This is a genomic window from Limnohabitans sp. Rim11 (genome assembly GCF_001269365.1).
Taxonomy (GTDB): Bacteria; Pseudomonadota; Gammaproteobacteria; order Burkholderiales; family Burkholderiaceae_C; genus Limnohabitans_A.
In genome coordinates this window covers 1-22,586 of the sequence record NZ_CXOM01000002.1, presented here as the reverse complement: position 1 = coordinate 22,586, position 22,586 = coordinate 1, and the positions used below count along the sequence as shown (strand labels likewise).

The window sequence follows — 22,586 nt, the reverse complement described above, 5'->3', positions numbered from 1 at the left end:
GAATTGATATGGATTTTTTGCCATCGCCTCAAGCACGCCAGTGGCACGCACGCCTACAGGCCTTTATGGACCGCTATTTGTTGCCATACAACGCAGCGTGGCATCAGTGCGTGAAAGACGACGTGTTCCCACCGCCCTTTGTTGACGACCTGAAAGTGCTGGCAAAGGAAGAAGGCTTGTGGAATATGTTTCTGCCGAACCTTAAGGCAAGCGAGCCCGGCACGGGGCTGAGCCACCTGGACTATGCCCCGCTGGCGGAAACGATGGGTCGTTTGCCTTGGGCTGCCGAGGTCTTCAATTGCAACGCGCCCGACAGCGGCAATATGGAACTGCTGCACCGCTTTGCCAGCGATGCCCAAAAGCAAACCTGGCTCGCGCCCTTGTTGCGCGGCGAGATCCGTTCGGCCTTTGCCATGTCCGAACCCGATGTAGCTTCGTCTGATCCGACCAACCTGCAAACCACACTGCACTCTGATGGCAACGACTGGGTTGTAAGTGGCCGCAAATGGTTTATCACCGGTGCCGCACATCCTCGCTGCCAATTACTGATCGTGATGTGCCGAAATGAAAATGCATCCGACCAGCCCGCACACCTGCAACACAGCATGGTGCTCGTGCCACTGAACACCCCGGGTGTCGAGGTGGTGCGCAACATCCCGGTGGTGCACCACCGGGCTCCTGAAGGTCATTGCGAAATCGTGTTCCGCCAAGTGCGTGTGCCCAAAGATCATTTGCTGGGCGCATGGGGGCAGGGCTTTGCTATGGCGCAAGCGCGGCTAGGTCCCGGGCGGGTGCACCACTGCATGCGGACTATCGGTCAGTGCGAGCTAGCGCTGGAGATGGCCACCGAACGAGCTCTAGAGCGCAGCACTTTTGGCAAGCATTTGTCTGACCAGTCCAATGTGCAGGACTGGTTGGCCGAGTCCAGGCTGGAGATTGATCAGGCACGGCTATTGGTGCTCAAGGCCGCATGGATGCTGGATTTCGGTCAGGCACCTGTAGCCGACCTGCGAGCCCAAGTGTCGGCGATCAAGGTCGTGGCGGCACGGCTGCAAACTCGCGTGGTCGACCGCGCCATGCAGGTCTTTGGGGCTATGGGCCTGTCGCCCGACACGCCTCTGGCGTATTTCTGGACCTGGGGCCGCGCCATGCATCTGATGGACGGCCCCGATGAAGTCCATTTGCGCACCGTGGCTCGGCACGAGCTGCAAAAAGCGCGTGAGCGCATGGGACAAACCGCAGCCTACTTCACCACCCCCGAACAAATGTCCGCACAGCCTCACCTATCCGCTTGATGCATGGCTACATCCATTTTTTGAAGGAAAACCCAAATGAATCAACTCGCTGAATTCTCTCAATTGACAGACGCATTTCCGTTTTTGTCTCCTCAACCTATCAGCACCGATGTGCTGCGCGAAAAGTACCTCAAGCATGGTGAAACGACCATCAACGAGATCTATGACCGCGTGGCCCGTGCCCTGGCCAGCGTTGAAAAACCTGAGCTGCAGGCCGAATACGAAGCCCGATTCCGTCGCAACCTGGACGCTGGCGCCATCGGTGCGGGTCGCATCATGAGCGCGGCGGGCGCAGGTATCCAGGCCACTTTGATCAACTGCTTTGTTCAGCCGGTGGGCGACTGTATCCAGGGTGTGGACGAAGACGGCTACCCTGGCATTTACGAAGCACTGCGCGAAGCCGCCGAAACCATGCGACGTGGCGGCGGCGTGGGCTACGACTTCTCGCGTATCCGCCCCAAGGGTGCGTACGTCAAAGGCACGGCATCCATCGCATCCGGTCCCTGTAGCTACATCAATGTGTTTGACCAGTCTTGTGCCACGGTCGAAAGCGCCGGTGCGCGGCGTGGTGCGCAAATGGGTGTGCTGCGCATCGACCACCCCGATGTACTCGAATTCATCACCGCCAAGCGCACGCCGGGCCGTTGGAACAACTTCAATGTCTCTGTGGGCGTGACCGATGCTTTCATCAGCGCTGTCCAACGAGGCGCCGACTGGGAGCTCGTGCACTCGTCTGAGCCGGGGGCCGAGCAGATCCAGCAAGGCGCACACGCCCGAGCCGATGGCCAATGGGTTTACCGTACGGTGCCTGCCCGTGAACTGTGGGACACCATCATGACATCGGCCTACGACTTTGCCGAACCTGGTATCCTGTTTCTAGATCGCATCCAGACTGACAACAACCTGCGTTCGGTCGAGTCGATCAACGCAACCAATCCCTGCGGCGAGCAACCCCTGCCGCCTTACGGCTGTTGCGATCTGGGCCCAATCATCCTTCCGAAGTTTGTGCACCATGCCTTCAACCATGGTGGAGCGGCTAGCTTTGACTTTGAAGGGTTTGCACAAAGTGTGGTGCTGCAAGTGCGTGCACTCGACAACGTGCTCGATCTGACACACTGGCCGCTTGCCCAACAACAGCAAGAGGCACAAGCCAAGCGCCGCATTGGCGTGGGCTTTACGGGGCTGGGAGATGCGCTCGTCATGCTGGGTCTACCTTACAACTTAATCGAAGGCCGAAATATGGCTCAGCGCATTGCCGAGTGCATGCGCGATGCGGCTTACACCGCATCAATTGACATTGCGAAAGAGAAAGGTGCCTTTCCTCTGTTGGATGTTCATACTTTCTTAGCTGAGGGTACCTTTGCTAGCCGCTTACCCGACGCCATCAAGGCCCAAATTAGACTGCACGGCTTGCGCAACAGCCACCTGCTCTCGATCGCGCCTACTGGCACCGTGAGCTTGGCTTTTGCCGACAACGCATCCAATGGCATCGAACCAGCCTTCAGTTGGACCTACACCCGGAAAAAGCGAGAAGCCGACGGTACTCGTAGCGAATACGAAGTGCAGGACCACGCTTTTCGGCTGTACAAAGCGCTAGGTGGTGACACATCTAAGCTGCCACCAGCCTTTGTAGGTGCGCTAGAAATGAGTGCGCAAGACCACATTGCAATGATGCAGGCAGTGCAGCCGTACATCGACACCTCAATTTCCAAAACGGTTAACGTTGCCGCTGACTACCCCTACGAGGACTTCAAAAACTTGTACATGCAGGCTTGGGGGGCGCGCCTTAAGGGCCTAGCCACCTACCGACCCAACAGCATTCTGGGAGCAGTGTTAGAAGTCAAAACTGAAAAATCCGCTGTAGCAGCTCACCACAGCACTGCTACGTTCGCCCCCTCCGCCACCATGGTGGACCCGATGCGCGTTGTCATCGAAAGCCGTCCGCTGGGAGCGCTCGACGCCGTGGCCGAAAAAATTGAATACTGGACCAGCGAAGGCGCAAAGTCGCTTTACTTGATCGTGTCTTTCCTCCCAATGGCGCGCTGCGAAGACGGGGGCACAGTGGAACGAGCCATTGAATTTTTCATGCCTGTGGGTCAAAGTGGCGAATCGCAGCAGTGGATCACGTCAAGCATGCGACTGCTGTCACTAGCGGCACGAGGAGGCTTTCTGGAGCGCGCCCTATCAGATATGAGAAAAGTAGCTTGGGATCGCGGACCAGTGCGTTGCGGCTCCAAAGTGCGCGAAGACGGATCCAGCGTGCCGCTATGGCACGACTCCGAAGTTGCCGCCATAGCATGGTCCATTCAGAACATTCTGGACCTGCGATCCCAGCGTCAGCTCAACGCCAAACAGCAGACGCTTCCACTGGGTGAAATTAAAAACCCTACAACTGCCGCTTCAGCCAGCGCAGTGTTGGCCGGAAAAAAGTGCGCCGACTGCGGTGCGCATGCTGTGATCAAGAAAGACGGTTGCAACTACTGCACAGCATGCGGGTTTGTTGGGGCCTGTGGTTGAGGCTGAGCGTTGCCAGCAGGCGCAAATTCATGCATAGGCGCGGTTCGTTGCTTATAAAATGCATCTTTCATGCACATTTAAGGCCGACGCCTCTAAAACCAAGACTTCACAACCATGCGACTGACCCAATGGACCGATTACAGTTTGCGCGTACTGATGTATTGCGCGCAATGTGAGTCGCTGCAAACTGTGGCGACCATACAAGCCATTGCTGATCAGCACGGCATCTCCAAAAGCCACCTTACTAAGATTGTGATGACGCTGGCGGCTGATGGTTATTTGCTGACAAGCCGGGGTCGGGGCGGAGGCATTCGGCTAGGGCGACCTGCAACGCAGATCGTGCTGGGTGATGTGGTGCGCAAGACCGAAACCGATTTTCAGATGGTCGAGTGCTTTCGTGATGCGCCCAGCAGTTGCGCATTGATGCCAGCCTGCTATTTGAAGCAAATCTTGGCTGAAGCCCTAGATGCGTTTTTAGCCAAACTAGACGGGGTCACTTTGGCTGATTTGATGAACATCACTCAAGAGCGATTGCCGGGCTTTCAAGCACTTACGTTTCAGCCTAAAGCGTTAAAAGTGAAAGCATGAAACACACAGCATCTCTGTCAGCCAAGCTGGTGCGCGTAGGGGCGGGCTTGTTGGTTGTCGTGCTGATCTCGATTGGCCTGACCTTATGGGTGACTTGGAAGCTTAGCGGAGGAGCTGCTGCTTTGAACGAGGCTGGGCGCATGCGCATGCAGACATGGCGTCTGACCAGTGGGGTACAGGCGCAGTTATCTGTTTCTGAAATTGAGAAATTGACTCGTGAATTTGACCGCAGCATGCAGGTTCTCAAAGATGGTGATGCAACGCGGCCACTTTTTGTGCCTTGGAATGATGTCGTTCACGAGCAATACAGCAAGGTCGAAGACTTGTGGCGTGAACAGAAAAGTCTCTTCATGTCTCAACCTGCGCTTGACCATGCCAGTCTGGTGCTGCGCGCCAACACTTTTTTGGTGGCGATTGACAGTTTCGTCTTGTCCATCGAAGACCAGATGACGGGATTGACGGCAATACTCAACCTCTTTCAGTTCGTGATGATGGCGCTAGCGGTTGGTGGCGCGGTCATCATGCTGTACACGGGTTATATGTTTGTGATCAACCCGTTGAGCCAATTGCGCGATGGATTACACAAGATTGAGTCGGCCAAGTTTTCGGTTCGAGTCGATGTATCCTCGAACGACGAATTTGGTCAAGTGTCATCAAGTTTTAATCGCATGGCGGCAACTTTGCAGTCTTTGTACGGTAATTTGGAAAGTCAGGTTGCTACCAAGACTCAGCGTATTGCGGCGCAAAAGGAGCGACTTGAAGCGCTGTATGGCGTGAGCGTCTTTCTGGCGCAGACCAATGATTTGACCGCATTGACTCACGGGTTTGTGCAAAGGGTGCGACTGATGATGCGAGCCGATGCGATGGCTCTGCGTTGGTCGGGCGAAGATCCTAGCAAATCGCTGTTGCTGGCGACGGACGAATTCCCAGAATTCATGCAGGAAGAAGAGAAATGCCTGATGGCGGGGGTTTGCGCCTGCGGCCAACCCCAGTCTGATGCCCGCATACGCGTGATCCCGATCATGAACAGTGATGTGGCTCCATTGCAGCACTGCTCGCGCATGGGCTATGTTGGCATGATTTCTGTGCCTGTGCGCATGCACCACAAAGTGCTAGGAGAGATTAATCTGTTCTACAAAAACCAGATCAGCCTTCCAGCGGAAGAGTTGGAGCTGATGGACACTCTTGCCAGTCACCTCGCCACAGCGGTTGAGGGTTTGCGCGCGGTGGTGTTAGAACGGGAGGCGGCCATATCGGGTGAGCGTGCTTTATTGGCCCGCGAGTTACATGACTCGATTGCTCAGTCTCTGGCATTTCTCAAAATTCAAGTGCAGCTTTTGCGCACCGCCATGGCTAAAAACGATGTCGAAAAAACAGCATTGGTCTTGGGGGAACTCGACAGCGGACTCAAGGACAGCATTGCCGATGTGCGAGAGTTGTTGGTGCATTTTCGCACCCGAGCTCAGGCTGATGACATTGATCTGGCCGTGCGGGAGACTTTACAAAAATTCCAACACCAGACAGGACTGAAGGTTAGCCGCAAGGTGATCGGAGAGAGCTTGCCTCTACCGCAGGATGTGCAGATCCATGTGCTGCATGTTTTACAAGAGGCGCTGTCCAATGTTCGCAAACATGCTGGGGCGCGAAGCGTCGAGATTGAAATCCACAAAGGCGAAATCTGGCGCTTTGTGGTCCGCGACGACGGCGCAGGTTTTGACGAAGGCGGCCAGCGCACTGAACTGCAGGTGGGGCTGAAAATCATGCGCGAGCGCGCCCAGCAGATTGGCGCAACGGTGACCGTGGACTCAGTCATTGAGCAAGGCACTGTGATGACCTTGCGAGTGCCCACGCTCCAAACGCCCCCGTCTAAAACCAAACCGGCAGCGATCCTGTCCTCTTTCAAATGATCGAACCCATTGAACTTTTGGTGGTCGATGACCACACCTTGTTTCGCCGAGGTCTGATGGCCCTGCTATCGCAGGACGAGCGCTTTCGCATCGTGGGCGAGGCCGGTGATGTGGGTGAGGCATTGCGCGTGCTGGCCACAACTCGGCCACATATGTTGCTGCTGGACAACCACCTACCAGGTGTTAAGGGGGTGGATGCCATTGGATCGCTTAAAGAGGCAGCCCCTGATTTACGCATTCTGATGCTCACCGTAAGTGAGGACGAGGACGATTTGTCCCGAGCCCTGCACAACGGGGCCGATGGTTATTTGCTCAAAACCGCTGAATCGGACCAACTGTGCGAGGCACTTGTAAAGGTGAACGAAGGTCATTCGGTCATCAGTCCTACCATGCTGAACAAATTAGTGTCTGGATTGCGCCACCCTGCTGTTGCGCCCACGACACCTGAAAATCCTTGCATCGCGAAATCACCATTGCAACTGCTAGACATGCTCTCGCCCCGCGAAAAAGATATCTTTATCCTGGTAGCCCAAAGCCTGAGCAACAAGCAAATTGCACGTGATCTGGACATCGCCGAGACCACTGTGAAGATCCACATTCAGCATATCTTCAAAAAGATGACGCTGAATTCCCGAGTTCAGATCGCGATTTTTGCGGCAACAAACGGAATCGTTTGATATTCATCAATTTTGATAGTTCCAAAGGAGGATGAAGATCAATCTTCATCCTCCTTTTGCTTGGGGGTAGATAAGCTTCAGATGGATACCCAAGGCTTGCCAAAAAAACCACACTCAATGCATGAGTTTGGAGAATACAAATGGCAAGTGATCTGGTTCAACAGCGAAAAGCATGGTCGGTGCTGATTGTCAGCACCCTGGCATTCACGGTTTGCTTCATGGTTTGGATGATGTTTGGTGTGATCGGGGTACCCATCAGGAAAACCCTGGACCTCAACGCCACGCAATTCGGTCTGTTGATGGCCATGCCGGTACTGACCGGCTCGCTGGTGCGGGTGCCGCTGGGCATCTGGACTGACCGCTATGGCGGTCGCATCGTGATGACGGTGCTAATGGCGCTGACAGTACCGGCCATCTGGCTCATGTCCTACGCCACAGCGTATTGGCATTTTCTGGTCATCGGCCTGTTTGTGGGCCTGGCAGGTGGCTCGTTTTCGGTGGGCACGCCGTATGTGGCGCGCTGGTTTCCAAAACACAAGCAGGGCATGGCCATGGGCGTGTACGGCGCGGGCAACTCGGGCTCGGCCGTCAATAAATTTGTGGCCCCAGTCATACTGGTGGCCTTTGGCTGGACGGCGGTGCCGCAGGCTTATGCAGCCATCATGGCGGCCACGGTGGTGCTCTTCTGGTTGTTCAGCCACAGCGACCCGGCACACCTGGTGCCCAGTCAGGTCTCGTTCACCGACCAGCTAAAGGCGCTCAAAGACCCCCGCGTGCTCAAGTACTGTCAGTATTACAGCATCGTGTTTGGTGGTTATGTCGCCCTGGCATTGTGGATGGTGCAATATTACATCGGCGAATACGGCCTAGACATCCGTTTAGCCGCTTTGCTGGCGGCTTGCTTCTCGCTGCCCGGTGGCGTGTTGCGCGCGGTGGGCGGCGTGCTAAGCGATAAATACGGCGCGCACAACGTCACCTGGTGGGTGCTGTGGGTCAGTTGGATCTGCCTGTTCCTTCTGTCTTACCCCCAAACCGAATTCACCATCGCAACCGTGACTGGTCCCAAAACTTTTGTGATCGGACTGAACGTATACGCCTTCACTGGTTTGATGTTCATCTTGGGCATCGCTTGGGCCTTTGGCAAAGCAAGTGTCTTCAAGTACATCGCCAACGACTACCCCGGCAACATCGGTGCCATCAGCGGCATCGTGGGGCTGGCCGGTGGTCTGGGCGGTTTTGTCTTACCCATCCTGTTTGGTGCGTTGGTGGACCTGACCGGCGTACGCAGCAGCGCCTTCATGCTGATGTACGGCGTGGTTTGGGTCTCGCTCATCTGGATGTACTGGACCGAAGTGCGCCAGACCGACGTCATGGGGTCAAGCGCAGTGATTGCTGCACCAGCCGATCAGCGCACCTGAACCATTCTGAAGGAATCAAAATGAACAATTCTTCCAAACAAACTGAAGGCAGCTCGACCGACATTGGCGACTGGCGTCCCGAAGACGAAAAATTCTGGGAAACAACCGGCAAGCGCATCGCTTACCGCAACCTTTGGATCTCGGTACCTGCGCTTTTGTGCGGCTTCGCCATCTGGGGCATGTGGGGCATCATCACCGTGCAGATGCTCAACCTGGGCTTCCCGTTCAGCCAGGCCGAACTGTTCAGCCTGACAGCCATCTCGGGCCTAGCGGGCGCGACCATGCGCATTCCCGCTTCGTTTTTGATTCGCTTGTCCGGTGGGCGCAACACCATTTTCTTGACGACCGCCATGTTGCTGGCCCCGGCCATAGGCACGGGGATCGCCTTGCAACACCCTGAGTGGCCCTTGTGGGTGTTCCAGCTCATGGCCTTGTGGTCGGGCGTAGGCGGCGGCAACTTCGCCAGCTCCATGTCCAATATTGGCACCTTTTTCCCAAAGCGCTTGCAAGGCACGGCGCTGGGCCTTAATGCAGGGTTGGGCAACTTTGGCGTGACGACCATGCAGATCGTCATTCCGCTGGTCATGACCGTGAGCCTGTTTGGCGGCTTGGGAGGAGAGCCCACGACGCTGGTCAAAGACAGCGGGTGGATTTTCGGCAAGATCGCCGCAGGAACGCCCACCTGGATACAAAACGCGGGCTTTGCCTGGGTACTGTCGCTGGCGCCTTTGTCAGTGATCTGCTTTTTTGGCATGAACAACCTGACCACCGTCTCTCCTAACATCGGCGGCACCATCCCCGCCTTTTTGAAAATCATCTGGCTGTACACCTTGTCATTTGTGCCCGCAGGTCTTGGCTTGTATTTGTACCTGCCTGCACCCAGCGGCCTGGGCGTGCTCAACATGTGGCTGGCCATGCCGCTCATCATCGTGAGCACTTTGATGGTGATGAAGCTCACCGCCTTTGGCACCATGAAGGACAACATCGCTGCCCAGTTCTCGATCTTCAAGAACAAGCACACCTGGGCCATGACGATGCTCTACATCGTCACTTTCGGGAGTTTCATTGGCTTTTCGATGGCCTTGCCTTTGTCAATCACGGTGATCTTTGGCATCAGCCATGTACCTGATGCCAGCGGCGTGTTGCAGCACACGCTCAAAAACCCCAACGCGCCTTCGGCCCTGACCTACGCCTGGATCGGACCCTTTGTGGGCGCGTTGGTGCGACCTATTGGTGGCTGGCTGTCGGACAAAACCGGCGGCTCTATCGTCACGCAATGCATTTCGGCGGTGATGGTGTTTGCTTCAGGTGCGGTGGGTTATGTCATGTGGCTTGCCTACCAGTCAGCTACGCCCGAGCAGTACTTTTTGATGTTCATGCTGCTGTTTGTTTTGCTGTTCACAGCAAGCGGCATTGGCAACGGCTCGACCTTCCGCAGCATTGCTGTGATCTTTGACCGCCAACAAGCCGGCCCCGTGCTGGGCTGGACATCGGCTGTGGCTGCGTACGGCGCTTTCATTGCGCCCGTGGTGATTGGCCAGCAGATCAAGGCAGGCTCGCCCGAGGTGGCGATGTACGGCTTTGCAGTGTTTTACGCACTGTGTCTCTTACTTAACTGGTGGTTTTACCTGCGCGCCGGTGCAGAGATCCGTAACCCCTGACACCACCTGAATACTGTTTACAAACGGGGCTGATCCAGTCCCGCTGAATTGGAGAAAAAGATGAGCCATTTTCTAGACCGACTGAATTACTTCACAAACCCTAAGGAGCCCTTCTCGGGCAGGCACGGTGTCACCACCGGCGAAGACCGCACTTGGGAGGATGCCTACCGCGACCGCTGGGCCCACGACAAAATCGTACGCAGCACGCACGGCGTAAACTGCACCGGCTCGTGCTCGTGGAAAATCTATGTCAAGGGCGGCATTGTCACCTGGGAAACCCAGCAGACCGATTACCCGCGCACTCGCGCAGATTTGCCCAACCACGAGCCGCGTGGCTGTGCGCGAGGCGCTTCTTATTCTTGGTATTTGTACAGCGCCAACCGCGTCAAGTACCCGATGATCCGCGCCCGTTTACTTCAGCACTGGCGCGCTGCGCTGGCCGTGGCCAAGAGCCCGGTAGACGCCTGGACCAGCATCGTGCAAAACGAAGACGCCCGTCGCGAGTGGCAGCAGCAGCGCGGGCTGGGCGGCTTTGTGCGCAGCACCTGGGACGAGGTCAACCAGCTCATTGCCAGCGCTAACGTCTACACCGCCAAGCAATACGGACCGGACCGTATCATCGGTTTCTCGCCCATTCCTGCCATGTCAATGGTCAGTTACGCCGCAGGCAGCCGTTACCTGTCACTCATTGGCGGCGTTTGCATGAGCTTTTACGACTGGTATTGCGACCTGCCACCCGCCAGCCCACAAGTCTGGGGTGAGCAGACCGATGTGCCTGAATCGGCCGACTGGTACAACTCGAACTTCATCATTGCCTGGGGATCCAACGTGCCGCAAACGCGCACACCCGATGCCCACTTCTTCACCGAGGTGCGCTACAAGGGTGCCAAGACCGTGGCCATCACGCCCGACTATGCCGAGATCAGCAAGCTGGCCGATTTGTGGATGCACCCCAAGCAGGGCACCGATGCGGCCATCGCCATGGCCATGGGCCATGTGATCCTGAAAGAGTTTTACTTCGACAAGCGCAGCGCCTACTTTGACGACTATGTGCGACGCTACACAGACATGCCCAACTTGGTGCAGCTAGAAGAACGAAACTTGCCTGATGGCCGTAAGGTCATGGTGCCTGGTCGCTACCTGCGTGCCAGCGACTTCAATGGCAAGCTGGGCCAGGACAACAACCCCGAGTGGAAAACCGTGGCACTGGATCAGAACGACCGTGTGGTTTTGCCCAATGGTTCAATCGGTTTCCGCTGGGGTGCTGAAGGACGCAGCGACGCAGGTAAATGGAATCTGGAAAACAAAGAGGCGCGAGGCGACAACGAAGTTAAGCTCAAACTGAGCCTGATGGAAGGTGAAGGCAGTGACTACGAGGTTGGCGAGGTGGCTTTTCCGTATTTCGGCGGCATTGATACCCCCAACTTCAGTGCCAACAAGCAGGCCAGCGCTGTGGACGATGTACTGGTTCGCCATGTTCCCGTGCGCCGCGTCAAGCTGGGCAAGGCCGGTGAAGAGCGCTACGCATTGGTGGCTACGGTCTTTGACCTGACTGCTGCAAATTATGGCGTGGCCCGTGGTCTGCCCGGCGAAAACGCCGCCACCAGCTACGATCACGACACCCCGTATACACCTGCTTGGCAGGAAAAAATCACAGGCGTGAAGCAGGACCAGGTGATCGCCGTGGCCCGCCAGTTTGCCGACAACGCGGACAAAACCCGTGGCAAGTCCATGGTCATCATCGGCGCAGCCATGAACCACTGGTACCACAGCGACATGAACTACCGAGGCATCATCAATATGCTGATGATGTGTGGCTGCATTGGTCAAAGCGGCGGCGGCTGGGCCCACTATGTGGGCCAGGAAAAGCTGCGCCCTCAGACCGGTTGGACCCCGCTGGCTTTTGCCTTGGACTGGGTTCGCCCACCGCGCCAGATGAACAGCACCAGCTTCTTTTATGCGCACACCGACCAGTGGCGCTACGAACGTTTGGGTGTGGAAGAGATCCTCTCTCCGCTGGCCGACAAATCCAAGTTCGGTGGCAGCATGATCGACTACAACGTGCGTGCCGAACGCATGGGCTGGCTGCCCAGCGCACCGCAGTTGCAGACCAACCCGATGAAAGTAGTCAAGGATGCGCTAGCCCAAGGCATGGACCCCAAAGACTATGCGGTCAAGTCCCTAAAGGACGGCAGTCTCAAGATGAGCTGCGAAGACCCGGACCACCCGCTCAACTGGCCGCGCAACATGTTTGTCTGGCGCTCTAACATTCTGGGATCTTCAGGGAAGGGACACGAGTATTTTCTCAAGCACCTGCTGGGTACTTCACACGGTGTGCAAGGCAAAGACTTGGGTATCGAAGATGCCAAACCAACCGAAGTGCACTGGCACGACCAAGCCCCTGAGGGCAAGTTGGACCTTTTGGTGACGCTGGACTTTCGCATGAGCACGACCTGCCTGTATTCGGACATCGTGCTGCCCACCGCCACCTGGTATGAGAAGAACGATCTCAATACCAGCGACATGCACCCTTTCATCCATCCGCTGTCCACCGCTGTGGATCCAGCTTGGCAAAGCAAGAGCGACTGGGAGATTTACAAAGGGTTTGCTAAAGCCTTTAGTGAAGTGTGTGTGGGCCATCTAGGCGTCGAAAAAGAATTGATGCTCACACCACTCATGCATGACACGCCTGCCGAGCTGGCACAAGCCTTTGATGTGAAAGAGTGGAAAAAAGGCGAGTGCGAACTGATTCCAGGCAAAACCGCACCACAAATCTCAGTGGTTGAGCGCGATTACCCTAACACCTACAAACGCTTCACCGCGCTTGGCCCTTTGATGGAAAAAGCGGGCAACGGAGGCAAGGGTATTGGTTGGAATACCGCCGACGAGGTGCACCAACTCGGGGAGCTCAATGGCAAGGTGCGTGCCGAAGGCGTGACCAAGGGCATGCCCAACATCAGCACCGACATCGATGCTTGCGAGGTGGTGCTGCAGCTGGCCCCCGAGACCAACGGCCATGTAGCCGTCAAGGCTTGGGAGGCACTCTCCAAAATCACCGGACGCGACCACACGCACCTGGCCTTGCACCGCGAAGATGAAAAAATTCGTTTTCGCGACATCCAGGCCCAGCCGCGCAAGATCATCAGTTCTCCCACCTGGTCGGGCCTGGAGAGCGAAAAGGTCTCGTATAACGCGGGCTACACGAATGTGCATGAGTACATTCCGTGGCGCACGCTCACTGGGCGCCAGCAGTTCTATCTGGACCACCCTTGGATGCTGGCTTTTGGCGAAGGCATGACCAGCTACCGGCCACCCGTGGACCTGAAAACGGTGGACGAGATGATCGACCGCAAGCCTAACGGTCACAAAGAGATTTCGCTCAACTTCATTACGCCGCACCAGAAGTGGGGCATCCACAGCACCTACAGTGACAACCTGCACATGCTCACGCTCAACCGGGGCGGCCCGGTGATCTGGCTGAGCGAAGACGACGCCAAGAGTGCAGGCATCGTGGACAACGACTGGGTCGAGCTGTTCAACAGCAATGGCGCGATCGCTGCCCGCGCCGTGGTCAGCCAGCGGGTCAATCCTGGCATGGTCATGATGTACCACGCTCAGGAAAAAACCATCAACACGCCCGGCTCGGAAATCACCGGCATCCGCGGCGGCATCCACAACTCAGTCACGCGCATCGTGACCAAGCCGACCCACATGATTGGCGGCTACGCCCAGTTCAGCTACGGCTTCAACTACTACGGAACCATTGGCACCAACCGCGATGAATTTGTTGTGGTGCGCAAGATGCGCAAGATCGATTGGCTCGATGGTGAAGCCCCTGCCACCGTGCAGGCTTGAAGGAGAAATAACATGAAAATTCGTGCGCAAATTGCGATGGTGCTGAACCTGGACAAATGCATCGGCTGCCACACTTGCTCGGTCACGTGCAAAAACGTCTGGACCAGTCGACCTGGCGTGGAATACGCCTGGTTCAACAACGTGGAAACCAAGCCTGGCATTGGCTACCCTAAAGATTGGGAAAACCAGGACCGCTGGAACGGTGGCTGGACCCGCAAGACCGATGGTTCGATTGAGCCAAAGCAAGGTGGCAAATGGAAACTGTTGATGCAAATTTTCTCCAATCCCAACATGCCGCAGATCGACGATTACTATGAGCCATTCACCTACGACTACGAGCACCTACAGGGCGCACCAGAGTCCAAGGCGACACCAACAGCACGCCCGCGCAGCCTGATCACGGGTCAGCGTATGCAAAAGATCGAGTGGGGCCCCAACTGGGAGGAAATTCTTGGCGGCGAGTTCAGTAAGCGCAGCAAAGACGCCAACCTGGCCAGCTTCGATCAGGTACAAAAAGACATGGTCGGCCAGTTTGAAAACACCTTCATGATGTATCTGCCCCGTCTGTGCGAGCACTGCTTGAACCCGGCTTGCGTGGCGTCATGCCCTTCGGGCTCGATCTACAAGCGCGAGGACGACGGCATCGTGCTGATCGACCAGGACAAGTGCCGTGGCTGGCGCATGTGCGTGAGCGGTTGCCCCTACAAAAAGATTTACTACAACTGGCAAAGCGGCAAGGCCGAGAAATGTATTTTCTGCTACCCACGCATTGAAGCGGGCCAGCCCACTGTGTGCTCGGAAACCTGTGTCGGCCGCATCCGTTATCTGGGTGTTGTGCTGTACGACGCCGACCGCATCGCCGAAGCTGCTAGCACCGAAAACGAGAAAGACCTGTACCAGGCGCAGCTCGACATCTTTCTGAACCCACACGACCCCAAAGTGATCGAGCAGGCCCGGCTGGACGGCATCCCCGAGGCCTGGCTGGAAGGCGCACGCAACAGCCCTGTCTACAAAATGGCCATCGACTGGAAAGTGGCACTGCCGCTGCACCCCGAGTACCGCACACTGCCCATGGTCTGGTACGTTCCGCCACTTTCGCCTATCACGGCCGCTGCCAACGCGGGCCATGTGGGCATGAACGGCGAGTTGCCCGATGTGTCGCAGATGCGTATTCCAGTGCAGTACCTGGCCAACCTGCTAACTGCCGGTGACACAACACCCGTGACCCGCGCTCTGGAGCGCATGCTGGCCATGCGCACTTACCAGCGTAGCAAACACGTGGACGGCGTGGACAACCTGGCGGTGCTGGAGCAAACCGGCCTGACAGTAGCCCAAGTCGAAGAGATGTACCACATCATGGCGATTGCCAATTACGAAGACCGCTTCGTGATCCCCAGCTCGCACCGCGAATACGCAGAGAACACTTTTGACATGCGCGGCGGCTGCGGCTTCTCGTTTGGCAACGGTTGCTCGGATGGCCAGTCAGAGGCCAGCCTGTTCGGTGGCGACAAGCGCCGCACCATCCCCATACAGCCCGTGGTTTGAAGAGAGCTTATTTATGAAAAACAACCGATACACCTTGCGCGTTCTGTCGCAACTCTTGTCTTACCCTGACGCTACACAGCGTGCACAGCTGCCCCAGCTAATTTCAGTGATGCAGAAAGAGGATGCTTTGAGCTCCGGCCGCCAGGCTGAACTGCAAACTTTGGCCACGCACTTGCGGCGCCTAGACAGCATGGACGCCGAGTCGCGCTATGTGGAGACCTTTGACAGAGGCCGTGCCACCTGCCTGCACCTGTTTGAGCATGTGCACGGCGATTCGCGTGACCGGGGTCCGGCCATGATCGACCTGACCAAGACCTATGAACAGTCGGGCCTGTTCCTGTCGCCCGACGAGCTGCCCGACCATTTGTGTGTGGTGCTGGAGTTTGCATCGACTCAGACGCCCGAGGTGGCCAAGGCCTTTCTAGGCGAGATGGTACACATCCTGAATGCTATTTTCAGCGCCCTGCTCAAACGCGAAAGCCCTTATGCGGTGGTGCTGGCGGCGGTGCTGGAGCTGGCCGGGCACAAGGCGCAGGCCGTGCCGATCGTGGCCGACGAACCGCTGGACGAAAGCTGGAGCGAGCCCGAGGCATTTGATGGCTGCAGCACACGCGGGCAGGCCCGGCCGGGTGAGGCGCAGCCCATTCACATCGTCAGAAAAACATCCACCCAGACCCGGGGAGTTGCAGCATGAGCTACTTGGACCATTTCATCTTTGGCGTTTATCCCTACATCGCGCTGAGCGTGTTTTTACTCGGCAGCCTGATCCGTTTTGACCGCGACCAGTACAGCTGGAAGAGCGATTCCTCGCAGTTGCTGCGCAAAGGCCAGTTGCGCTTGGGCAGCAACCTGTTCCATGTGGGCGTGCTGTTCTTGTTTGGCGGGCACAGCGTGGGCATGCTCACGCCGCATTTTGTGTACGAGTCTTTCATGAGCGCAGGCGACAAGCAGTTTCTGGCCATGGTCTCGGGCGGTGTGTTTGGGGTATTGGGCTTTGTGGGCGTCACGCTGCTCTTGCACCGCCGTCTGTCGGATGAGCGCATTCGGTTGAACAGTAAAACCAGCGACATCGTGCTGCTGGTCTTGTTGTGGGCGCAGTTTGCGTTGGGCCTGGCCACCATACCGCTGTCGGCTCAGCACCTGGATGGCAGCATGATGCTCAAGCTGGCCGAATGGGCTCAGCGCATCGTCACTTTCCGCGGCGGTGGAGTGGAGTTGCTGGCTGAAGCCAGCTGGATTTTCAAGGCCCACATGTTCCTGGGCATGAGCATCTTCTTCATCTTCCCGTTCACCCGGCTGGTGCATGTCTGGAGCGGCTTTGGCACACTGGCCTATGTGGTGCGCCCCTACCAGGTGGTGCGCAGCCGCCGCGTGGGCATGATGTCACGTCCCCCGTTTGGCCGTGGCTGATCGGACGTCTACATTTTTGAAACCATGCATTGGGGCTTGACATGACTTTTGAAACTTTGGCAGACCAGTTGTCGGGCGCTGTGGGCGCATCTGGTTCGTGCGGCAGCGGTTCTTGCGGTTGCGGCAGCTCGTCTGTATCTTCGGCTTCATCTACAGCTTATGAGCGCATAGCAACATCTACGTCAATGGCGGTGCCTGCCGCGCAGTATGAAGCGACCAACGATGTTTTGATGGCTGAGATGTCTTCCACGCCACCTTCCATTAACGGCATCGCCTTGCTCGCCCCTGGCGAGAGCTTGTTGGCAGAAAATCTGATGGAGCGGGCGTATGCTGAACTGTTGCGGCAAGAGGCTGTGCGGTTGGGCCTGTTGCCTGCCTATGCTGGTTCGAGCGCACCCGAGCTTTGTGCCAAAGAGCAGGCCGTGATCGACCGCATGCTGGACAAGGAAGTGGTATCGCCCCAACCCACACCAGAAGAAGCGCAGCGCTATTACGATGCGCACAAGGCACAGTTCACGGTGGGGCAAGCCCGCCGTGTGCGCCATATTCTGTTTGCCGTGACGCCGGGTGTGAACGTGCCCGCTCTGGCGCAACGCGCCGAAGCGGCGTTGCTGGAGCTGAGCAACACATCAGTCTCACCCGAGCGCTTTGCGCAGCTTGCGGCCGAGTTGTCCAATTGTCCCTCGGGCGCACATGGAGGCGATTTGGGCTGGCTCACGCCGAATGACTGCGCCCCTGAACTCGCAAAAGAGTTGTTCTTCCTAGTCGAGTCCAGCCTAGTAGTGGGCTTGCGTCCGCGCTTGGTGCACACTCGCTTTGGCTTTCACATTGTCGATGTACTAGAAGTGAATCCAGGGCACCTGCCTGAATTTGCAAAGTTGCAAAACCAGATTGCCACCCGTCTGCATTGGCAGTCACGCGCCACCGCCTTAGGGCAATACATGCGCCGACTGGTCGGATTGGCGCAGGTGCAAGGCTTGGCGCTGGATGGAGACGCCTCGACCCTGGTGCAGTGAAGCGACGACCATGAGTGAGCATTTGATGCCGGATTCGGCCGACGAACTGTTGCTGCGTTTGCAGCGTTTTCATGCGAATTATTTTCCGCTGCACCAGCAGCGTTTTCAGGATCTGGTGGCGCAGGGGCAGCATCCCAAAACCTTGTTCATCGGTTGTTCAGACTCGCGTCTTGTGCCTTATCTTTTGACAGGCACTGGACCAGGCGAGTTGTTCATTGTGCGCAATGTGGGCGCACTGGTGCCGCCCTACGATGGTTCGCACGGGCTGCACGGCACCATGGCGGGCATTGAGTTTGCGGTGCTTCAGTTGCATGTGCAGCGCATCATCGTGTGCGGACACAGCCATTGCGGCGCCATCCGCACCGCCTATGAAGGCGCACCAGCAGAAGCGAAGGCGCTGCAAAGCTGGCTCAAACTGGCCGACGAGGCGTTGCTGCCAGTGCGACCCAGTCCCGAGGCTTTGATGCGCACTGAGCAGCGTTCGGTAGTCTTACAACTTGAACGCCTGATGGACTACCCCATGGTGCGTCGTGAAGTGGAAACGGGTCACCTGACCCTGCATGGCTGGCACTATGTGATTGAAGATGGCGAAGTGCATGTGTTTGATGTGCAGCAAGGCGATTTTGTGCCCGCTTCGAAGTCCTCGCACAGCGGCACCGGACCGTTTGCGCCGTATGTGGAGCATGATGGTCAGATCATGGCGAATTGAAAGCAATAGGTGAGGCCATGGAGAAATACATATATGAGCGATAACGACAAACGCACCGCCATCCGTCTGGCCAGCCATCTGATGGCTTCGCGCCAGACGGTGCTGCCCAAGCGCCTGGTGGCACCCGGGCCAGACGCGGCGGAACTGGCGCAATTGTTTCAGGCTGCTGCGGCTGCGCCTGACCATGATTTGATCAACCCTTGGCGGTTTTTGATCATCCCCGAGCACAAACGAGCCGATTTGGGTGATCTCTTTGCGGCCGCCTTGCTGGAGCGTGACCCGAGCGCATCGACCGAGCAACTTGAACAAGCCCGCGACAAGGCCCTGAGGGCCCCTTTGCTGATGCTGCTGATCGTGGACGGGGTCAAGGGCTCTATCGAAATTGACCTGAACGAGCGCGTGTTGAGCGCGGGCTGCGCCGTGCAAAACCTCATGCTACTGGCCAATGCCATGGGCTACGGCTCGGCCCTGACGAGTGGCAAGGCGCTCAAAGCCACCTGTTTTCGGGCTGGCTTGGGGCTGGGGGCTTCTGAACATGTTATTTGCTGTTTGAGTGTGGGCTCCGTGAGTTTGCGCAAACCCTTTAAACCACGCCCTGAGGTGAAGCAGTTCACTCGTATTTGGGGAGACAGCGCATGAGCCGCCTGACCAAATCGGGGGTTGCCATTGGTGTCAGTTTGCCAGGCGTGCGTTCTCCTGGCGTGGGTTTTGAAGCACCGTTTGAAATGCTTGAGGCCTGCCATGAGCGAGTTCAGCGCATGCTGGATCTGTTGACCCGGCTCAGGAATCATGTAGCAAAAAACGGATGCGACGTCCAAGCAAATGACGCTGCGGTGGACGTGATGCGCTACTTTGATCTGGCTGCACCTTTGCACCATCAGGACGAAGAGCTACATGTATTTCCGGCAGTACTGGCGATGCGCAACGACCAGCTAGATCTGCTGGTTTTGCGTCTTAGGCAAGAGCATCTTGAAATGGAAAACCTCTGGTGTCAGGTGCGTCTGGCGCTAGCGCGTGTGGAGCAAGAAAATGCCAACACCAAGGTCCCCTTCAGTCAAGCAGAACTGGCCTGCATGGACGCATTTGTTGCTATCTACATCAATCACATCCGGTCCGAAGAAGGTCTGGTGTTTCCAGAGGCCAGACGAGAATTGAACCCCGAACAGATGAGTGTAATTTCGAGGGAAATGACGCGTCGACGGGGTGGAAAGTAAGTATGTGAGTAGGTTGGTGTTGTCTGATTCATTAACAGGAAATGGGTTTTCACCTTCTAAAATTTCTCACATGAGTCGCCAACCCACAGAAACAAAAATTGACAAGACCGGCCTGAGGTACAAAGCCAAAGTTGGCGGCTCACCGTTCGGTGGATCAAGCCCCACAAGCACGATGAGCTGCTACAAGTGTGGATTGCACAAGCCTCGAGGGCTTGGCAGTTTCAAACGCCTGCTCAATCAGAGTATGTTTATCTGCGAAGAGTGTCGTCCCACAAAGGTCGCTGCGCAGATTTGAACGCAGAGGATGTTATGCGGTCATCGGCACTTTGAATTTCTTGAATTGATCCTCCCAAAGAACTGGGATATTTCGATAAATTTCGCTAAAAGAAAAATCAGAATCAAGATCATCGTCCAGTATGCGTCTGACAAGCTCTGGGCAAAGCAGGTTCATGTTCATCATTCGACTGACATAGCCTGGATCCACCTTTTCGTCAGCAGCAATTTCACGCAGATTTTTGAATTTCCCTGACTCCAGCATCATTTGCCATTGACGTCCGCGAGCAAGCGAAGTTTGCAAGACGGTCAAATCTTGCTTCTCTTTAAAGTCATTAAAGACGATGTTCTGTGGCAAGAAAACTTGTTGCCTGCCGCTGTATTTGCGAATTCGAATCGGGATCGAGATGGTGATCGTTCCATCCTCTTCTCGACGCATTGTGGAGGCGTCTTTTTGTTCAAGGGTAGTTAGTTTCATGGTTCTTGTAACTCCAGATTTTTATGTGCAACTTCAATGACCAAGTTCGCAATTCCTGAGGGGTGCAGCGATACCTCGATGCGTTCTGGGTAGACCACTACCTTCTTGACCAGTAGGTGCACGATTCGGTGTTGCTCTAATGGATAAAGAGAATCCCAAATTTTCTCGACACCAGCCATCAGATTGCTTGTTTTGTATTGGTCTAAGTCTCTCGTGTATGGGTTGTCCAAAATCTTTATGGCTTTGTAGACCTCAGCGGTTATGTCTGTGGATTTCAAGATTTTTCGAACGTTATCCATGACAGCTTTTTCTACTTCATGCGCAGGCATCATTGGCAAGCCGGATGTGCCAACCTTGACCTTTTGATCGATAACAGCACGGTAGTACCGGTAATTCTTTGTCGTGCCCGGTATCGCTTTTCCTACAGGCGACATGGCGCTTCCGTCAGAGGAGAAAATCAAACCCTTGAGTAATGCGGCGTGCTTGCCCTTGCGTTGACCTTTCTTGGAGCCCCGAGTTGAGGATGCAAGCTTGGCCTGAGTTGTTTCCCACATTTCTTGGGTGATGATTGGTGAGTGTTCACCACGGTATTTTTCACCTTTGAACTGAATCATCCCGTAGTAGAGCGGGTTGTTCAAAATCTTATAGACATAGATGGGCTTTCCTGGACACTTTGCCTCGGTGGCCGTAGCGAGTGCTGATGATCCTTTTGATCCCGGTGCTAAAAGCAATGGAAATTACGTTCCCCTTTTCAGGGGTGTTGGCATGCGCATTCGTTATGAAGGTCTGAGATCTTTTTAAGCGACGTGGTTGCTTTCAATTCCAAAATGCCTGGCCTGCGCATCCCACTCCATTGGAAACGGCTCCATCAGATCTTTCATCGTTAGTTGCGCCGGGTACTTCCCGTCTAGGATGGCTTCAATGACTGTGGGTGACAGATAGTGTTGAATGGCATCCAAAACTGAGCCACTTTGAAGAGAATTTGCATCCAAATTTGAGCCACCCCAATCGCCTATCCTGCTTAATTTTTGAGCAAGGATGGGCAAGGAGTGATCAACGTGGGAACTTTGAGCAAATTACGCAGACTTGTCCTTCGCGACAAGGTCTCCATCCGGCAAGCTAGCCGTCAACTTGGCATCTCTCGCAACACCGCAACTCGGTGGCTTCAAGAGGCAGAGGTTACGGTGCCCAGATACCCTAAGCGTCAGCCGACCTTTGGTGTTCTGGATCCTTTCAAAGATCAATTGAGCAATTGGCTCAAAGCCGACAGCTATCGAAATAAGCGAGAGCGCCGCGGCGTCAAAGCTTTGTACGAAGCGCTGCAGGCCATGGGGTACTCGGGCAGCAGCACAACCGTCTACCGCTTTGCAAAAGATTGGCGCGAGGAGCAAAGCCAGCCTCGGGGTGCTGGCTTTGTGCCCATGCACTTTGAGCTTGGCGAAGCGTTCCAGTTTGACTGGAGCTGTGAGTACCTGGTCATTGGCGGTTTGAGAAGGCGCCTTGATGTGGCCCACATCAAACTGGCGGCAAGCCGAGCGTATTTGCTGGTGGCCTACTTCACCCAAACTCACGAGATGCTATTTGATTCTCATGCAAGGGGCTTTGCTGTCTTTGAAGGTGTAGCAAAGCGCGGTATTTACGACAACATGAGAACGGCTGTCGACAAAGTTGGCCATGGCAAAGAGCGCACCGTCAACGCCCGCTTTGAAGCGATGACGGGTCACTACCTGTTTGAGCACGAGTTCTGCAACAGAGCCGCCGGTTGGGAGAAAGGCATCGTGGAGAAGAACGTACAAGACAGGCGCCGGGGCGTTCTGAGAGAAGCGGCAGAGCGCCACTGGACCAGCTTGGCAGAGCTCAATGATTGGCTTCAGACTGCATGCAAAACCTCGTGGAGCGAGTTAGCCCATCCCCAGTGGCCTGAGCTGACTATTGCCGATGTATGGCAAGACGAGGTCGCCCGGCTAATGCCATGCCCCAGACCCTTTGATGGCTATGTGGAGCAACCTGTGCGGGTGAGCTC

At 56.1% G+C, this 22,586-nt stretch carries 19 protein-coding genes; 16 read left to right on the top strand and 3 right to left on the bottom strand.

The window, feature by feature from the left end; all coding sequences use genetic code 11:
* Positions 1–8 precede the first annotated feature (8 nt).
* The 15 genes from AMM03_RS04780 to AMM03_RS04710 all read left to right on the top strand — a co-directional run bounded on the left by AMM03_RS04780 (position 9) and on the right by AMM03_RS04710 (position 19,812).
* Complete coding sequence (locus AMM03_RS04780) at positions 9–1,295, top strand: acyl-CoA dehydrogenase family protein (protein ID WP_090130573.1); 1,287 nt, start codon at positions 9–11, stop codon at positions 1,293–1,295.
* A gap of 36 nt (positions 1,296–1,331) precedes the next feature.
* Positions 1,332–3,812, top strand: coding sequence for an adenosylcobalamin-dependent ribonucleoside-diphosphate reductase (locus tag AMM03_RS04775; RefSeq protein ID WP_090129365.1), 2,481 nt, complete (start codon positions 1,332–1,334; stop codon positions 3,810–3,812).
* A gap of 114 nt (positions 3,813–3,926) precedes the next feature.
* Positions 3,927–4,400 (top strand): RrF2 family transcriptional regulator, encoded by a 474-nt coding sequence (locus AMM03_RS04770; RefSeq protein WP_090129364.1) that lies wholly within the window; start codon positions 3,927–3,929, stop codon positions 4,398–4,400.
* Positions 4,397–6,307, top strand: coding sequence for a type IV pili methyl-accepting chemotaxis transducer N-terminal domain-containing protein (locus AMM03_RS04765; protein WP_090129363.1), 1,911 nt, complete (start codon positions 4,397–4,399; stop codon positions 6,305–6,307). The genes AMM03_RS04770 and AMM03_RS04765 overlap by 4 nt, the downstream gene beginning before the upstream one ends.
* A complete protein-coding gene (locus AMM03_RS04760; protein WP_090129362.1) occupies positions 6,304–6,984 on the top strand; it encodes a response regulator in 681 nt (226 codons plus the stop codon). Before AMM03_RS04765 ends, AMM03_RS04760 begins: the two co-directional genes overlap by 4 nt.
* Positions 6,985–7,124: 140 nt before the next feature.
* Positions 7,125–8,402, top strand: a complete 1,278-nt coding sequence (locus AMM03_RS04755) for an MFS transporter (protein WP_194942780.1) — start codon at positions 7,125–7,127, stop codon at positions 8,400–8,402.
* Between the two features lie 20 nt (positions 8,403–8,422).
* A complete protein-coding gene (locus AMM03_RS04750) occupies positions 8,423–10,063 on the top strand; it encodes an MFS transporter (protein WP_090129361.1) in 1,641 nt (546 codons plus the stop codon).
* 60 nt (positions 10,064–10,123) lie between these two features.
* Entirely contained in the window at positions 10,124–13,918 is a 3,795-nt protein-coding gene (locus tag AMM03_RS04745; protein WP_090129360.1) for a nitrate reductase subunit alpha, read from the top strand.
* A gap of 12 nt (positions 13,919–13,930) precedes the next feature.
* Positions 13,931–15,463 (top strand): nitrate reductase subunit beta, encoded by a 1,533-nt coding sequence (gene narH / locus AMM03_RS04740; RefSeq protein WP_090129359.1) that lies wholly within the window; start codon positions 13,931–13,933, stop codon positions 15,461–15,463.
* Positions 15,464–15,476: 13 nt separating this feature from the next.
* Entirely contained in the window at positions 15,477–16,157 is a 681-nt protein-coding gene (narJ, locus tag AMM03_RS04735; RefSeq protein ID WP_090129358.1) for a nitrate reductase molybdenum cofactor assembly chaperone, read from the top strand.
* Positions 16,154–16,873 (top strand): respiratory nitrate reductase subunit gamma, encoded by a 720-nt coding sequence (gene narI / locus AMM03_RS04730; RefSeq protein ID WP_090129357.1) that lies wholly within the window; start codon positions 16,154–16,156, stop codon positions 16,871–16,873. The genes narJ and narI overlap by 4 nt, the downstream gene beginning before the upstream one ends.
* Before the next feature lie 41 nt (positions 16,874–16,914).
* Positions 16,915–17,889, top strand: a complete 975-nt coding sequence (locus AMM03_RS04725) for a peptidylprolyl isomerase (RefSeq protein ID WP_090129356.1) — start codon at positions 16,915–16,917, stop codon at positions 17,887–17,889.
* 25 nt (positions 17,890–17,914) lie between these two features.
* Positions 17,915–18,598 (top strand): carbonic anhydrase, encoded by a 684-nt coding sequence (locus tag AMM03_RS04720; protein WP_090130569.1) that lies wholly within the window; start codon positions 17,915–17,917, stop codon positions 18,596–18,598.
* A 33-nt stretch (positions 18,599–18,631) separates the two neighbouring features.
* A complete protein-coding gene (locus tag AMM03_RS04715; RefSeq protein WP_090129355.1) occupies positions 18,632–19,237 on the top strand; it encodes a nitroreductase family protein in 606 nt (201 codons plus the stop codon).
* A complete protein-coding gene (locus AMM03_RS04710) occupies positions 19,234–19,812 on the top strand; it encodes a hemerythrin domain-containing protein (RefSeq protein ID WP_090129354.1) in 579 nt (192 codons plus the stop codon). Before AMM03_RS04715 ends, AMM03_RS04710 begins: the two co-directional genes overlap by 4 nt.
* A gap of 307 nt (positions 19,813–20,119) precedes the next feature.
* On the opposite strand, the gene AMM03_RS04705 is transcribed toward AMM03_RS04710, so the two are convergent.
* From AMM03_RS04705 to AMM03_RS14130, 3 genes are all read right to left on the bottom strand, one after another.
* A complete protein-coding gene (locus AMM03_RS04705; protein WP_090129353.1) occupies positions 20,120–20,563 on the bottom strand; it encodes a hypothetical protein in 444 nt (147 codons plus the stop codon).
* Entirely contained in the window at positions 20,560–21,201 is a 642-nt protein-coding gene (locus AMM03_RS04700) for a recombinase family protein (protein WP_255349619.1), read from the bottom strand. Before AMM03_RS04700 ends, AMM03_RS04705 begins: the two co-directional genes overlap by 4 nt.
* A 159-nt stretch (positions 21,202–21,360) precedes the next feature.
* Entirely contained in the window at positions 21,361–21,555 is a 195-nt protein-coding gene (locus tag AMM03_RS14130) for a hypothetical protein (RefSeq protein WP_194942779.1), read from the bottom strand.
* A gap of 66 nt (positions 21,556–21,621) precedes the next feature.
* On the opposite strand from AMM03_RS14130, the gene istA reads away from it, so the two are divergent.
* The coding region (istA, locus tag AMM03_RS04695; RefSeq protein WP_194942778.1) for an IS21 family transposase at positions 21,622–22,586 on the top strand (965 nt) is incomplete at its 3' end.

Coding starts and splice junctions, on each gene's coding strand:
- AMM03_RS04780 (WP_090130573.1), top strand. CDS start 9: ATGGATTTTTTGCCATCGCCTCAAGCACGCCAGTGGCACGCACGCCTA.
- AMM03_RS04775 (WP_090129365.1), top strand. CDS start 1,332: ATGAATCAACTCGCTGAATTCTCTCAATTGACAGACGCATTTCCGTTT.
- AMM03_RS04770 (WP_090129364.1), top strand. CDS start 3,927: ATGCGACTGACCCAATGGACCGATTACAGTTTGCGCGTACTGATGTAT.
- AMM03_RS04765 (WP_090129363.1), top strand. CDS start 4,397: ATGAAACACACAGCATCTCTGTCAGCCAAGCTGGTGCGCGTAGGGGCG.
- AMM03_RS04760 (WP_090129362.1), top strand. CDS start 6,304: ATGATCGAACCCATTGAACTTTTGGTGGTCGATGACCACACCTTGTTT.
- AMM03_RS04755 (WP_194942780.1), top strand. CDS start 7,125: ATGGCAAGTGATCTGGTTCAACAGCGAAAAGCATGGTCGGTGCTGATT.
- AMM03_RS04750 (WP_090129361.1), top strand. CDS start 8,423: ATGAACAATTCTTCCAAACAAACTGAAGGCAGCTCGACCGACATTGGC.
- AMM03_RS04745 (WP_090129360.1), top strand. CDS start 10,124: ATGAGCCATTTTCTAGACCGACTGAATTACTTCACAAACCCTAAGGAG.
- narH (WP_090129359.1), top strand. CDS start 13,931: ATGAAAATTCGTGCGCAAATTGCGATGGTGCTGAACCTGGACAAATGC.
- narJ (WP_090129358.1), top strand. CDS start 15,477: ATGAAAAACAACCGATACACCTTGCGCGTTCTGTCGCAACTCTTGTCT.
- narI (WP_090129357.1), top strand. CDS start 16,154: ATGAGCTACTTGGACCATTTCATCTTTGGCGTTTATCCCTACATCGCG.
- AMM03_RS04725 (WP_090129356.1), top strand. CDS start 16,915: ATGACTTTTGAAACTTTGGCAGACCAGTTGTCGGGCGCTGTGGGCGCA.
- AMM03_RS04720 (WP_090130569.1), top strand. CDS start 17,915: ATGCCGGATTCGGCCGACGAACTGTTGCTGCGTTTGCAGCGTTTTCAT.
- AMM03_RS04715 (WP_090129355.1), top strand. CDS start 18,632: ATGAGCGATAACGACAAACGCACCGCCATCCGTCTGGCCAGCCATCTG.
- AMM03_RS04710 (WP_090129354.1), top strand. CDS start 19,234: ATGAGCCGCCTGACCAAATCGGGGGTTGCCATTGGTGTCAGTTTGCCA.
- AMM03_RS04705 (WP_090129353.1), bottom strand. CDS start 20,563: ATGAAACTAACTACCCTTGAACAAAAAGACGCCTCCACAATGCGTCGA.